This is a genomic window from Archangium primigenium, from assembly GCF_016904885.1.
Taxonomy (GTDB): Bacteria; Myxococcota; Myxococcia; order Myxococcales; family Myxococcaceae; genus Cystobacter; species Cystobacter primigenius.
This window is the reverse complement of sequence record NZ_JADWYI010000001.1, coordinates 5,185,120-5,201,071: the sequence shown is the minus strand read 5'-3', so window position 1 is coordinate 5,201,071 and position 15,952 is coordinate 5,185,120. Positions and strand designations below refer to the sequence as shown.

2 protein-coding genes are annotated in these 15,952 nt (G+C 71.6%); both read right to left on the bottom strand.

Annotated features, from left to right (window positions below; genetic code table 11):
* Positions 1–37: 37 nt before the first annotated feature.
* Complete coding sequence (locus tag I3V78_RS21390) at positions 38–5,626, bottom strand: type I polyketide synthase (RefSeq protein WP_204490308.1); 5,589 nt, start codon at positions 5,624–5,626, stop codon at positions 38–40.
* 6 nt (positions 5,627–5,632) lie between these two features.
* The gene (locus tag I3V78_RS21385; RefSeq protein WP_204490307.1) at positions 5,633–15,754 is read right to left on the bottom strand and encodes a type I polyketide synthase; all 10,122 of its coding nucleotides are present in this window, start codon (positions 15,752–15,754) and stop codon (positions 5,633–5,635) included.
* Positions 15,755–15,952: the final 198 nt, after the last annotated feature.

Here is a 15,952-nt window from a genome sequence, read left to right as displayed (position 1 = left end):
CGACTCAAGAGGCCGCCGGAGCCCGGCACGCGAAGCCTCACAGGCGCCGCGTCAACGACGCCAACCGCTCCTCGATGAGCGCCCGCTCCGCCTCGGTCATGTCGTCGAGTTCCTCCTCGGCCGCATCCTCCTCCGCGAGCCGGGCGCTCTCGACGGGCATGGGGACCGGCTCCGGGCTGGCGGGCTGGAGCTGCTCGGCGAGGTGCTCGGTCAGGGCCTCGATCGTCGGATAGGTCCACAACAACACCGCGGGGAGCGAGAGCCCGAACAGGGCCTCCAGGCGATTGCGCAGCTCCAGGCTGAGCAGCGAATCGAAGCCGAGCGACATCAGCGGCGCCTGCGGCTCGAGGGCCTGGGCGTCCAGCCGCAGCACACGTCCAATCTCCTGACGCAGCAGGAGCGCGATCCGCATCCGGACTTCCTTGGGGGGGGCGGTGCGCAGCGCCTCGAGGTCCCGCAGCTTCGTGTTCCGGTTCGCACCGCCCTGCGGCTGCACCTCGCCCATGAGCTCGGAGAAGCGCTTCGAGCGCGCCATGTGGGGCGAGGTCTCGAGCCACTGCCGGGGATCCATCGCGATGACCGCCACGTGCACGGACTTGCGCTCGAGCAGCGCCCCCAACACCTCCAGGCCATCGGCCGGGCTCATTCCGAGGATCCCCCGGTGGGAGAGCCGCTCGCCGCGATTGGCCTGCTGCGCGGCCATGCCGACCTCCGAGAAGGCGCCCCAGTCGACGCTGAGCGCGGGCAGGCCCTGCGCGTGCCGCGCGAGCGCGATGGCGTCGAGGGCCGCGTTGGCCGCGGAGTAGTTGCTTTGTCCCGGTGCGCCAATCAGGGCGGCGGCCGACGAGAAGAGCACGAAGAAGTCGAGCTCGCGGTCGCGGGTGAGTTCGTGCAGGTGCAGCGCGCCGAGCACCTTGGGCGCCATCACCCGGTGGTAGCGCTCGGGCGTCTGTTGCGCGAGCATCCCGTCGTCCAGGACGCCGGCCGCGTGGATGACGCCCCGCAGGGGACCGAGCTGGCGCGCCTGCTCGACGGCACGCGCCACGTGCCGCGGGTCGGAGACGTCCGCGGCGACCACCTCCACGGCGATTCCCCGGGCGCGCAGCGCGTCCACGGCCCCGCGCTGTGCTTCGTTCTCCGCTCCCCGGCGGCCCACGAGTACCAGGCTGCGGGCTCCGCGCTCGGCGAGCCAGTCCGCCACGCGCAGGCCGAGGCCGCCGAGCCCTCCGGTGACCAGGTAGCTGCCGCCGTCGCCGCGCACGACGGCTCCTCCGGCGGGCTCGAGGCGCGCCGCGCGGGCCACGCGGCCGACCCGGCGGACCCCCTGACGCAGAAGCACCTCCTCTTCACGCTCACGCGACACGAGCTCGGCGAACAGCGCCGGATGCTCCTCGCCCGACTGCGCGAGGTCGATGCGCGTGAAACCGAGCGCCGGATGCTCGTGGAGAAAGCCGCGGGCCATTCCCCAGAGCTGTGCCGCGGCCACATCCACCGCGCCGGTTTCCCCGGCGGACCACTGGGCCCCCCGTGTGACGACGCTCAGGCGCGGTGGCTCACGCGGCGCCGCCGCGACAATCGCCTGCACCAGGTGCAGCAGTCCGGCGGTGGCTTGGGCCGCGCGCTCCAGGGGCCAGGTCAGCGGCCCGGCCGCGGGCTGCTGCTCCGACAGGCCCCAGAGGAAGACGGCCTCGCGCAGCGGGGCACCGCCCGCGAGCGCGGCCACGAGCTGGTCGAAGTCGGTGCGCCGCTCCGGAGCCACGGTGTACGCCGAAGCGGAGACGCGTGCGAAGGCTTCACCGGGCGTCACCGTGATGCATTCGTCCCCGCGCGCGCGAAGCTGCTCGGCGAGCCGAGCCGCGACGCCGTGCGCGTCGGCGAACAGCAGCCAGCGCCCTCCCGGGGGCACCTGCGCCGTCGACAGCGGCTGCCGATCCCACCGCGACTCGTACAGCCAGTCGCTCCACGCCGGGCCCCCGTTGGCCGCCAGGGCGGCACGGGAGACACGCCGCAGACGAAGCCCATCGACGCGGGCGACCACCCGCTCGTCGGCCGCGAGCACCACGGCATCGCCCACGAGAAACGACTCATCGTCCCCTGGCTGATAGCGGGCCAGGCAGTGCAACGGCTGGTCCACGCCCTCCCCATGGAACTCGAGACGGTCGACCGAGAAGGGAATGTATGCGTGGTCCGCGCTCTCCGGGACGGCCGCCGCGAAGGTCTGGAAGACCGCGTCCAGTTGCGCCGGGTGGAGGGCCTGCCGCGGCTCCGCCCGCTGGCCCTTGAGCGCGGCGGGACGTTCCAGGACGGCCCGGGCCTCGCGCGGGCCAACCCAAAGCTGGCGAATCCAGCGGAACATCGGGCCCAGCTCGATGCCGCGTCGCGTGTTCTGTTCGTAGAACGCGGTGGGATCCACCTCGGTGACCGCCCCGCTCGCCAGGCGCTCCAGAGCCGAATCGGGCCGTGCTCCGGTGGCCTCGAGACAGGAGATGAAGCCCGTGGCGTGCTCGTCCCAGCTGCCGGAGCGCTTGGGCGATGCCGCGCGGCTGGCGCGACGAAAGCGCGTCTTTCCACCATCGCGAGGCAGCGCGGTCAGGTGGACCGCCACCGCCGCCTGAGCGCTCACGCGCAACGCCTGCGGGAAGGTCACCGATTCGAGAACACAGGCCGCACCGCCGACCAGCTCGTCGGCGACCGACAGCACGGCCGCCAGGTGGAACGCACCGGGAACCACGACGTCATCGAAGATCCGGTGCTCTTCCAGGTACGGGCGCTCGGAGAGCTGGAGGCGGTCCACGAAGTGCACCTCCTCGCCCGGACTGAGCACCCGCTGGCCGGCGAGCGCCGGAGCGCGCGAGGAGGTCTCGATGTCGACGTGCACCGAGTTCGCGAGGCGCAACTCCTCCCAGTACCGCTCGTGTTGCCACGGGTAGGTCGGCAGCAGCACGGCGCGCTGGGGGGAGCGGAAGATCCTGCTCCAGTCGATGGGATGGCCGTTGGCGTGGAGCTGGGCCAGCGCTTCGCTCAGGGCGCCCCACTCGGGCTGGCCACGGCGCAGCGACGCCGCGATGACGCGCCGCCCGCTGAGCGTCTGCTCCATCGCCATGGCGAGCACGGGATGGGGGCTGATCTCGAGGAAGGTGCCATACCCGGACCGGTCGAGGGTGGTGATCGCGTCCGCGAAGCGGACCTCCTGGCGCAGGTTGCGCGCCCAGTAATCTCCATCGAGCGAGCTGCCCGCCACCTCGCCCCCCGTCACGGTGGAGATCATGGGCAGGCCGCCGCCACGGGGCACGAGCCCGGAGAGCCGCTGACGGAATTCGTCCATCAGGGGCGCCACCTGCGGGCTGTGGGAGGCCACGTCGATCTTCACCCGGCGCGCGAACACCCCACCGGCCGCGAGCTCCGCGAGCAGCGCCTCGATCGCCTCGCGCTGTCCCGATACCACGGTGGAGCGAGGTGCGTTGATGGCACCGATCGACAGGTGCGGCTCGTGGCGCACGAGCCACTTCGCCACGTCCGCGGCGGGCAACTCGACCATCGCCATGGCGCCCTGATTGCTGATGCGCATCATCAGCTCGCTGCGGACCGAGACGATGTGCGCCGCATCCTCGAGGGTGAGCGCTCCGGCGATGTGCGCGGCGGCGATCTCCCCCACGCTGTGACCGGTCACCGCCGCCGGCTCGATGCCCCACGAGCGCCAGAGTCGAGCGAGGGCCACCTGGATGGCGAACAGGAGCGGTTGCACCACCTCACCCCGCGTCAGGTCCGGCGGCGGCGCGGCGGCGCCAAACGCCTCGAGGATGGGGTAGCCTCCATGCGGCGCCAGCGCGGCGGCGGTGGCCTGGAGGCTGTCGCGGAACACCTGCGAGGCGGCGAACAGCTCCAGGCCCATCCCCACCCACTGCGCGCCCTGTCCGGAGAACACGAACGCCAGCTTCGCGGCCCGCCCGGGCTCGGTCCGTCCGGTGAACAGGCCCGCGTGGGACGCTTCGTCCCGAAACGCGTCGAGGGCGGCCACCCACGCCTCGCGTGTGGCCCCGGCGATCGCGAGCCGATGCTCATGGTGGGAGCGCCGCAGCGCGGCGGTGTGGGCGATGGCCTGCGGGGATGCATCGAACCGGGGCGAGGCCAGGAGGTGGCGATAGGCGACGGCGAGATCGCGCAAGGCCGACGGCGAGCGTGCCGACAGCAGGAGGACCCCCGGCTCCGTGGCGGCCGGAGCCGGCTCCGAGGCGCGCGGCGCGGCCTCCGCCGCGGGCTCGCCCGCCTCCTCGAGGATGACATGCACGTTGGTGCCGCTGAGCCCGAAGGAACTCACGCCGGCGAGCAGGGGCGCGGGCGACTCCCAGGGAGCGAGCTCGGTGGAAACGCGCAGCGGCAGGCGCTGCCAGTCCACGTGGGGGTTGGGCCGCGTGAAGTGCAGGTGCGGCAGGAGCTGCTTGTGCTGGAGCATCAGCACGGCCTTCATGAGGCCGGTGATCCCCGCCGCCGTCTCCAGGTGCCCGACGTTGCTCTTGACCGAGCCCACCCAGAGCGGCTTGTCCGAGGTTCGCCCCTCGACGAGTGCACCGAGCGCGTCGAGTTCGATGGGATCGCCCAGCAGCGTCGCGGTGCCGTGCGCCTCGACATAGTCGAGGTGTCGCGGCTCGATGCCCGCGTTCTGGCACGCCCGCCGGATGACGGCTTGCTGGGCGAGGCCGTTGGGCACCGTCAGGCCGCTCGAGGCCCCATCGTGATTGACGGCCGATCCGCGCAGCACGGCGAGGATGGGATCGCCATCGGCGCGCGCCCGCGACAGCCGCTTGAGCACGACGACGCCGCAGCCCTCGCCCCGGCCATAGCCATCCGCCGAGGCATCGAACGTCTTCGAGCGACCATCGGGCGACATGTTGCCGGCGCGCGACAGGAAGATGAACGTCTCCGGGGACGCGATGAGGTTCACCCCGGCGGCGATCGCCACGTCACTTTCTCCAGCGCGCAGGCTCTGGCACGCCAGATGGACGGCGAGCAGCGACGAGGAGCACGCGGTGTCCACGGTGAAGGACGGCCCCTGCAGCCCCAGCAGGTACGAGACCCGTCCCGCCGAGAAACAGGTGGCGTTGCCGGTGCCGTCATAGACGTCGATGTCCTTCGGCTTCGCGGCGTAGGCGTGCCGCCGCAGGTAGTCGCTCTGGCTCGCCCCCACGAACACGCCCGTGGCCGACTTCTCGAGCTTCTGCGGAGACAGGCCCGCGCGCTCGATGGCCTCCCAGGTCACCTCGAGCAGCAGGCGCTGCTGCGGATCCATGAGGACCGCCTCGCGGGGCGAGATGCCGAAGAAGCGGGCGTCGAACTGGTCGATCGACTCCAGCATCCCCGCGCGGCGCGCGTACGTCTTCCCCGCGGCTCGCGGATCCGGGTCATAGAACGCGTTGATGTCGAAGCGGTCCGGCGGCACCTCCGAGGTGCCATCCTGGCCAGACGACAACAGGCGCCAGAAGTCCTCCGGACTGGCCACCGAGCCGGGGAGACGGCACGACATGCCGAGGACCGCGATCGGCTCCGCGGTGAGCGAGTAGACCTTGGACTCGAGGTCCTTGATAACGTGGAAGGCCTGCTGGAGCGGCGAAAGCTTGGGAGCGGTCATGGGAGGTCAACGGCGGGAGTCGTATTTTTTCGCGATGAGCGCGGCGAGTTCATCGTCCGAGAGGTCGCCCTCTTCGTCCTCGCTCGGCGCCTCAACCCGAACCGGTGCGCTGCCCTCGGCGGGGCTGGGCGCGCTGGCGACGGGGGCGTCGGAGAGCAGAATCCCGGCGTGGCTGAGCAGGGAGGCGAGGTGCTCCGTCAGGGAGCTGAGGGTCGAGTAATTGAACAAGGTGGTGGCGGCGAGGGTGACGTCGAACTCGCGCTGCAACCGGTTGCGGATCTCGATGGCCATGAGCGAGTCCATGCCCACGTCGACGAACCCCCGCCTGGCGCCCAGCTCATCACCTTCGCGCGCGTCCCACCCGAGGCTGCCCTCCACGACCCGCCGGATGTGCTCCTCGAGCACCCGCATCCGCTCGGAGGGAACGGTCGCCAGGAGGGTGTCGCGAGCACGTACGGGCGCGGCAGCGACGTGCCCACCGGCACGCGGCGCCAGGACATCACTCCCCGCCAACTCCCGGGTGAGCGGAGAGCGCTGACCCTCGGCGTCGAGCACGGCCCAGTCCGTCGGCAATACGGCGACCTGCGCCTCATCGCTCGCCACGATCCGGTCGAGCGCGGCCCACCCGTCGGCGACCGACAACGGGCTCCAGCCAACGCCCAGGGTGCGGCGGCTGGTTTCGGCGTCGAGGCGAGCGGCCATGCCCGCCGCCCACGGACCCCAGTTGATGGTGACGACCGGCACGTGGTGCGCACGCTCGTGGTAGGCAAGCGCGTCGAGGAACGCGTTGGCCGCCGCGTAGCTCGCCTGCCCATGTGGGCCCAGGAGCGAGGAGGCCGACGAGAATTGGACGAAGAAGTCCAGGTCCCGTGTGTTGCGCAGCAGATGCCACGCGCCGCGGACCTTGGGCCGCAGGACGCGTTCGAAGGCCGCCCAGGATTGATTGACGAGCAGGCCATCCTCGACGACGCCCGCGGCGTGAATCACCCCGCGCAGCGGCGGACCCCCCACCTTGAGGCGACTCAGCAACTCGTGCACCTCACCGGGCACGCCGAGGTCGGCCCTCACGCTGTTGACCGAGACGCCCTGCGCCACCAGTCCAGCGATGGTGGCCTGAGCCTCCGCGTTGGCACCCCGCCGACTCACCAGCACGAGATGCCTCGCGCCCCGCTTCGCCAGCCAACCCGCGACGGCCAGGCCGAGCGCACCATGCCCGCCCGTCACCAGGTAGCTCGCGTCGGAGCGGATGGGCACCGGCCCGGTCCGCGCCGGCAGGCAACGCGCGAGTCGCGCGACGAGACGGCGGCCGCCACGCAGCGCGATCCGCCCTTCACCGGACTCGCCCGTGAGTTCAGCGGCCAACGCGAGGGCCTGCGCGCGCTCCGGAGGCCGCGTGGGCTCGGTGGGCTCGAGATCCACCGTGCCGCCCCAGAACTCGGGATGCTCCGAGGCAATGACCGCGCCCAATCCCCAGGCGGGCGCCTGCGCCACCGAAACCCGGGCGCCATCGTCCCCGGTGCACACCGCCCCCTGGGTCACCAACCACAGCCGAGCGCCACCGACAGAGGCCCCGCGTGTGGCGAGCGCCTGCACCAGCGCCAGCACACTGCCGAGGTTGAGGGACTCCGCGAGATCCAACGCGGCGTCATCGAGCATCCGGGTGGGCGCGATGTCGAGGCTGCACAGATGGACGATGCCGCGCAGGGGCCGATTCGCGGAACTCACCCCGGCGTCGAGGGCACGCGCCACCTCGGGCACGGGCCACCCCTGGCGCCGCAGCTCGTCGGGCCGCAGCAAGGAGCAGGTGTCACCGCGAGCGGTGAGGACCTCGGCCAGCGCGGCGGCGAAACCGCCGGAGTCGGCCAGGAGGAGCCAGTGGCCGGCACCCGGCGCGGACGTCACCGGCCGCGACAGCGCGACTTCGCGCCATTCGCAGCGCGAATACCAGGACGCCTCGCGCTCGGCCTCACGCGTCTTCGCCGACTCCGCGAGCCGAGTCCGGCTGGGAGCGTCGAACCACAGGCGGCGCCGCTGGAAGGGGTAGGACGGCAGCGGATGGCGCTCACGTGGGAAGGGCCGATCCCAGGCCTTCCAATCGATGGGAGCACCCGCGACGTGGAGCCGACCGACGCTCTGCGCGATGACCTCGGTATCTAGCTGGCCGCGCCGCATCGAGGCGACACACGTGACCGTGGACGGCAGGGTCTCGACGGCGAGCCCCGTCAACGTCGGATGGGGACCGATCTCCAGGAGCATGTCGCAGCCCAGGTCGACGAGCGCCTTCATGCCCGCGGTGAACTGCACGGGCTCGCGGATCTGCCGCGACCAATACGAGGCATCGATGTGAGGCAGTACGGTACCGGTCAGCCCGGTGACCCACGGCAGACGCGCCGGCCGCGCGGTGATCGAGGCGATCGCCCGCGCGAAGGGCGCGAGGATCGGCTCCACCTCGGGTGAATGGAAGGCGACCGACACCCGGAGCTGTTTGGTCTCGACCCCTCGCGCGCGGAAGTCCGCGGCGATGTCCAGGACGGGACCTTGGGCACCCGAGATCACGGTGTGCTCGGGACCATTGAGTGCCGCGATCGAGACGCGCCCGGAGTGCGGGGCGAGCGCGGCCAGCACCGCGTCCGCACTGGCGCGGATGCTGACCATGACGCCGCCCGCGGGAAGGGTCTCCATCCACCGCGCGCGCTCCTGGATCAACAGCAGCGCATCCTGGAGGTCGAGCACACCGGCGGCACAGGCGGCCGCGATCTCACCCACGCTGTGGCCGAACACCGCGTGCGGCTCGATGCCCCACGAGCGCCACAGGCGCGTCAGCGCGTACTGCACGGCGAACAGCGCCGGTTGGGCACGCCCGGTGCGATCAATGGACTCGCCGTCGGCGAGCAGGGTCAGCAGCGGTTGCCCGGCATCACGATCCAGGAAGGCCGCGCACGCATCGAGGGCCTCACGAAACACGGGCTGGGTCTCGTAGAGCTCCTGGCCCATGTGGACGTATTGCGAGCCCTGTCCGGTGAACAGGAAGCCAATGCGAGGAGCCGGGACATCGGTCACGTCCCCGTGCACGGCCTCCCCCGCCGCCGGGGCCGCGGCGAAGGCGGCGAGCCGGACCCGGAGCTGCTCGGCGGAGGTGAAGGTGATCGCCAGGCGGTGTGGCAGGTGGGTACGAGCGGTGTTGGCCGAAAACGCGATGTCCTCGGGCCGGAGTTCGGGATGCCGCTGGACGTGGTCGGACAGACGCCGGGCCTGCTCGACGAGCGCCTCTTGGCCGCGCGCCGACAAAGTCACCACATGGGCCGGCCGCTCACGCAGCGGCACCGAGGCCGTCACCGCCCGTGCGTCAGGGGCGCTGCTCGCGGACGCTGCCTCCACGATGGCGTGTGCGTTGGTGCCGCCGAGGCCGAACGAACTCACCGCGGCGAGGCGGCGGCCGGGGACTGGCCACGAATGCAGCCGCGTCGGGATGTCGAAGGGCTCGCCCTCCAGGGGCAGCTTGGGATTGAGCTCGTTGAAGTGGACGTTCGGAGGAATTTCACCGCGGTCGACGGTGAGCGCGGCCTTGATGACACCGGCGACGCCGGCCGCCGCCTCGAGGTGGCCCAGGTTGCTCTTCACCGCGCCCAGGAAGCACGGCGAGGTGCGGCCCGAGGCGCGTCCGTAGACGGAGGCCAGCGCTCCGACCTCGATGGGATCACCCAATTGCGTGCCGGTCCCGTGCGCCTCGACAAAGCCCACCTGTGAGGCCGGAATCCGGGCCTGCTGCAGCGCGCGCTCCATCAACAGCCGCTGCGCCGGGCCACTGGGGACCGTGAGTCCGCCGCTGCGGCCATCGTGGTTCACCGCCGAGCCACGAACCACGGCGATGATCCGATCTCCCTGGGCCCGTGCGTCGCGCAGCCGCTTGAGGACGAGCACGCCGCAGCCTTCGCCGCGCCCGAAGCCGTTGGCCGAGGCATCGAAGGTCTTGCAACGCCCGTCGGGCGCGAGCGCACCGGTCTTGCCCAGGCCGATCATCATCTCGGCGGACAACAGGACGTTGACGCCAGCGACGAGCGCCAACCCGCATTCCCCCGCGCGCAAGCTTTGGGAGGCCAGGTGCAGGGCGACCAGCGCCCCGGAGCAGCCCGTGTCGAGCGCCAGGTTGGGACCGCGCAGCCCCAGGACATACGACACCCGGCCCGACAGCGTACACGGCAGGTTGCCGGTCAGCGCGTAGGCGTCCAACTCCTTCGGGTCCTCGCTGAACCGGCTCAGGTACTGGTTCGTCGAGCCACTCACGAACACACCCGTCGCAGAGTCCACCAGGCTGTCGGCCTGCACGCCGGCGTGCTCGAGGGCTTCCCAGGTCACCTCGAGCAGGAGCCGTTGCTGGGGATCCATGCGCGCGGCCTCGCGCGGAGAGATGCCAAAGAACTCGGGATCGAATGACTCGACGTCGGACAGGAAGCCGGCGCGACGCACGTGGAATCTGCCGGGCACGCTCGGGTCCGGGTCGAACAGCGACTCATCATCCCAGCGGCCGAGCGGCGCCTCGGAGGTGGCATCACGGCCCTGGACCAGGAGGTCCCAGAACGTCTCCGGATCGACCACGCCACCGGGGAACCGGCAGCCGATGCCAACGATCGCGATGGGCTCGACGGCGGAGTCCGGCGGGGCCTCGACCGCGGCGGCGAGCGGCCGTGCCACGGGTGCATCCGCTGGAACGGCAAGCACTGCCCGCGCGCCACCCCGTACCGCCGCGCCGTTCTCCTGCCAGTGGGCGACGAGATGGGCGGCGAGACGCTCGATCGTCGGATGGTCGAAGGCCAGCGTCACCGGGAAGGGGTGCGCGAAGTCCTTGGCCAGACGGCGGCGCAGTTCCATGGCCAGGAGCGAGTCGAAGCCGATGTCGAAGAACCCCTTGCCGCGGGGAAAGACGTGATGACGGGGATAGCCGAGCGTCTCCGCCACGACGCCCGCGACGTGCGCCGCGATCCGTTCCGCGGCGGCCCCGGACGAGAGCCCCGACAGGTCGCCGAGCAACTTCGAGGTGCTTTCCTGCTCGCGCGGGCTCGCCGGGCCACGGGCGACCGCGAGGTCCTCGAGCCACGTCGGCGTGGCGCCGATGCGCTCCTGGAGGTGGAGGGCCCAGTCCATGTGGGCCACGACGGCATGGGCCGTCTGACCGGCGGCCAGCACCCCGAGGGCCTGGAGACCCTCGGCGGCGGCGAACGGCATCAACCCGACGCGCTTCGCCCGGTCACCAAACTGGTGATCGAGCTCCTGGTCCCACACGCCCCAGGCGATGCTGAGCGCGGGAAGCCCGAGCCCGCGGCGGTGAACGGCGAGGGCATCGAGATACGTGTTGGCGGCGGCGTAGCTCCCCATTCCCGCGAGGCCAAGAACGCCGGCGACGGAGGAGAACAGGACGAAGAAGTCGAGGTCCCGGTCCCGGGTCAGCAGGTGCAGGTTCCACGCCCCCGCCGCCTTGGCGCCGAGGACCTCGGTGTAGTCCCGCCACGGCTCGTCGACGAGGAGCGCCTGGCGCGCCTGGCCGGCCGCGTGGAAGACACCGCGCAGGGGGGGCAGCTCGGCTCCGGCGGTGGCGAGCACCTGACGCAGCGCCTCGAAGTCCGCCACGTCGGCGCGGGCCAACAAGACCCGCGCGCCCTGCTGCTCGAGCGCCTGGATGCGGCGCGCCGCCGCGTCCGACGGCTTGGAGCGGGCCAGCAGGAGGAGATGCCGCGCACCGCGCGCCACCAGCCACTCCGCCAGCATCAAGCCCAGCCGCCCCAGTCCTCCGGTGATGAGGTAGCTGACGTCGGGCGAGAGGCTCAGGGTCCGGGAGGTCCGTTCGTCACGGCCCCGGCGCAACCGCAGCCCGAAGTGCCGGGCGGCGCGCAGCGCAAGCTGCTCTTCTTTGCCCTGGAAGAGCGCGCGGTGGAGTTGCTCCGCGTTCGCGCGCACGGAGCCGCGGGGATCGACGTCGACGAGGCGCGGGGTGGCCTCGGGATGCTCGCGACCGAGCACCCGGCCCATGCCCCAGAGCGCCGCCGCCGCGGGAGTGTCGAGTGTCTCGCCCTCCTCCACCGCCACCGCGCCCCGGGTGAAAATCCAGACGGGCGCGAGTGCGCGGGCCGCGAGTGCCTTGGCGAGTTGCAGCAGGACGCGCACCGGCTCGAGGGGCTCGAAGGAGAACGGCTGCTCTGGCGGGGTGGCGGCATCGAGCCCCTGGCCGAACAGGATGCCGCGCAACGGCCGCCCGTCAGCCACCGCGATGAGCTTCTCCTGGAGTTGGACACCAGACTCGAAGGCTCCGGAGATGCGCACGCATTCATGGCCCTCGGCCTCGAGACGGGCGGCCAGCAGCTCACACGTGCCGCGCGCATCCGGGAAGATGAGCCACCGGCCGGCCGCCGGCGTGGCGCTCTCCAGCTCGAGTGGCTGCCAGGCCACCTCGTAGCGCCCTCGCCCGAGCAGCCCGGTCTCCGTCTTGAGGCTGCTCTCGAGGGACGCCGGGACGCAGTGCAGGCGGGAGACGACGGCGGCCGGCCGCAGCGCCTCGTCGTAGAAGTGGAGCGTGACGGAAAGCGCCGGCCTTCCTCCGCTTTCCACCTGCGCGACGGTGCCGTGGATCCACACGACGTCCGCCTGTGCGTTGACGTCGAGCGCGTCGAGGGAAATGGGCGCATAGCGGAGGTCCGTCACGCCCGCGCACGACACCAGGGCGGTGAGTGCCTCGTTGAACGGCTCGGGGTGCAGGATGAAGCGCTCCGCGTGATCGCCAGCGCGCGGCGCGCGAAGCCGGCACAGGACCTCGCGCTCGCCACGGTGAATCGCCTCGATCCAACCTTCGGCGCCGGGGGAGCCGGTCATCGCCGCGATGGCGTCCTTCGGGACGGCTTCCATCCCGCGGCGCACCGCGTCCACATCGAGCTCCGCGAGCGACAGCGCGCCCGCGGACACGAGTTCCCCTTCCGACAGCAAGGTCCACGACCGCTCGTCCTCGGCGTCCGCGGAGGAGGCGGAGAGAAGCTGGAAGCGGTCGGGACGTGAGGTCCCGGGCGAGAGGATGAGCTGGACCTGTCGCTCCTCCCCCTCGGGGATCGCCAGCGGGCGGACGAAGGTCCATTGACGCGCCGAGACCGGACCGCGGCTCCCCAGGTCCCGCAGCGCGGCGAGCACCATGGAGAAGCTCCACGACGCGGGAGCGATCACGCCCCCCTCGACGCGGTGGCTCTCGAAGCAGCGCAACGACTTCGAACCGAGCACGACCTCGTACACCGCGTCACGGAGCACGGGCGAGCGCAGGCGGCGCCCTGGCGGCAGGCAGTCGCGTGAGGCCTCCGTGGCGCTCCCCATCGCGGGCCGCCGCTCCAACGTCGCGGAGGGCAGCCAGTGGCGCTGGCGCTGCCAGGGATAGGTCGGCAGCGGCGACCAACGCGCCGTGTGGGCGGCGCCCTCCCCGCTCGCGCTCACGCGCTCGAAGGCGACGGACTGGCCGCGGGCGTAGAGCGCGGCCAGGGTGAGCAGGAGCGTCTTCTGCTCCGCCTGCTCACGGCGCAGCGACGCGACGACCGTCACCTCACGGCCCGTGTGGGCGGCGGCTCCCTGCAGCACCGAGCCGAGGATGGGATGCGGACTGACCTCGAGGAGGACATCGATTCCATCGGTGACCAGCAACTCCTCGAGGACGGGGAAGAGCTGCACCGGCTCGCGGAGATTCTGGTACCAATAGTCGGGGCCAAGCCCGTCGGCGCCCACCCAGCCCCGGTGGACCGTGGAGCGAAAGGCGAGCGTGGGCTGCTGACCCCGCACGGACGCCACCGCCGCGAGGAGCTGCTCGCGCAGCGGCTCCACCTCGGGGCTGTGCGAGGCGTAGTCCACCTTCACCTTGCGGCAGAACACGCCCCGGCCGGCCATCTCGGTGACCAACCGATCGATGGCGTCGGAGCGCCCCGCCACCAGGCTCGACGTGGGCCCGTTGACGGCGGCCACCCCGAGCCCCTCGCCGAGCATCCCCTCGAGCGTGCTGGCCGGGAGTTCGACGCTGGCCATCGCCCCCCCCCGCAGTTGCTTGACGAGGCGGCTGCGCGCGGTGATGACCCGCACCGCGTCCTCGAGGCTGAGCGCACCGGCGACGCAGGCCGCGCTCACCTCGCCCATGCTCTGGCCAACCACGACCGCCGGCTCCACCCCCCACGAGCGCCACAGCGCCCCCAGGGCGATCTGGATCGCCACGATGCAGGGCTGGATGACATCGACCTGATCCAGGCGGCTGCGCGTGCCGTCGGCCAGCAGTTCATCGAGCACCGACCAACCGGCCAGCTTCCGGATCGCCGCGTCGAACGCGCTCAGCGCCTCCCGGAACACCGGCTCGCGCGCATGCAACTCCCTGCCCATCCCCACCCACTGCGAGCCCTGACCTGGGAAGATCATGGCGATGCGCGGCGGGGCCTTGCCCATCTCCGCCACCGGCGACTCGGACTGGAGCGCGAACGCCTTCAGGCTCTCCACGAGCTCGGCGCGCGAGCCGCCGACGATGCCCTGACGGAAGGACAGATGGCTGCGCCGCGTGCTCGCCAGATGCACGTACTGCGCGAGCGCCATCGGATGCTCGGTCTCGCTCAGCCGCCGGGCATGCTCGAGCGCCAGCGCGCGAAGCGCCTCGGGACTGCGCGCCGACAGGGGCAGGAGGACCTCGCCCGCGGGGCCTTCCCGGAGGGCGGCGCTCGGCGTGGCCGTACCCGGTGCGGGCCGGGGAGCCTCCTCGACCACGAGGCCCGCGTTGGTCCCGCTGATTCCAAACGAGCTGACGATGGCGCGGCGTGGCATCCCGCCGACCGGCCACGGCCGGGCCTCCCCCCCGATGGACAGGGCGGTCCGCGCGAGCGAGATGCGCGGGTTGAGGCCGCGGAAATGAAGGTGCGCGGGAAGGGTCTCCTGACCGAGCGCCAGCACGACCTTGATGAGCCCGGCGATGCCGGCGGCCGCCTCGAGGTGGCCGATGTTGGTCTTCACCGAGCCGACCGCGCAGCTCGAACCATTGGCGCGCGGCGCGCCAATGACGGCCTTCAAGGCCTCGAGCTCGATCGGATCCCCGAGAGGCGTCCCCGTGCCGTGGGCCTCGACGTAGCCGATGTCCGCCGCCGCGACCTCGGCGTTCTCCAGGGCCTTGCGCAGGGTCGCTTGTTGCGACAGCACGTTGGGCACGGTCAGGCCGCCGGAGCGGCCATCATGGTTGATCGACGAGCCGCGGAGGACCGCCCAGATGCGGTCGCCATCGCGCTGGGCGTCCGACAGGCGCTTGAGCACGACGACGCCGCAGCCCTCGCCCCGCACGAAGCCATTGGCGCGCGCGTCGAACGTGCGGCACCGGCCGTCGGGCGACAAGGACTGGGTCAGCCCCACCATGCGCATCCACGTCGAGGACAGGAGCAGGTTGACGCCGCCGGCGAGCGCCAGCGCGCTCTCTCCATTGCGCAGGCTCTGACAAGCCAGGTGGATGGCCACGAGCGATGACGAGCACGCCGTGTCCACGGCGGCGCACGGGCCCTGCAGGCCGAGCGTATAGGCGATACGACCCGCCGCCACACTGGACATGTTGCCGGTGGCCGAGTAGCCGTTCTTCTCCTCCGGGGGCAAGGCGAGCACGTGGTGCTGATAGTCGGAGGACGCGATTCCGACGAAGACGCCCACCGGGTGTTGAATCAACCGGTCCGCTGGCTGCAGGGCGTTCTCCAACGCCTCCCAGCTCACCTCGAGCAGCAGGCGCTGCTGGGGATCGAGCTGCGCGGCCTCGCGCGGGGTGATGCCAAAGAACTCAGCGTCGAAGCCATCGACCGAGTCGAGGAGCCCCGCCCAGCGCAGCGCCGGCAGCTCGTTGACATCGAGCTCTCCTGGCGGCCACCGATCCGGAGGAATCTCGCGGATCGCATCCACGCCGTTGGCGAGCAGACGCCAGTACGACTCTGGCTCATGGGCGCCGCCGGGGAAGCGGCAGGCCATGCCGATGATGGCGATGGGCTCCTTCTGGGCCGCGCGGAGCTGGGCGTTCTCGGACCGGAGCTTCTTGATGGTGACGGTCGCACGCTCGAGGAGTTCGCGCTGTTGCTGAGATCCGTCTGACGAAGAGGCTGTCATCTCGCTTGGAGGGTGAAGACCGCCGGTGCGGCGAGGCTGCTCCGGGAGGCCTTCGAGAAGAGGGCAACGACACTCACGGGCGCGCGGGAGCACGCAGCCGAAAGCAACGACTCAACGTGGAGAGCGGCCGCGACTGATTAACACAAGACATCCATGCGATACAAGACAGTGGTTTCTTTCCGCTTATCCACGACCTGG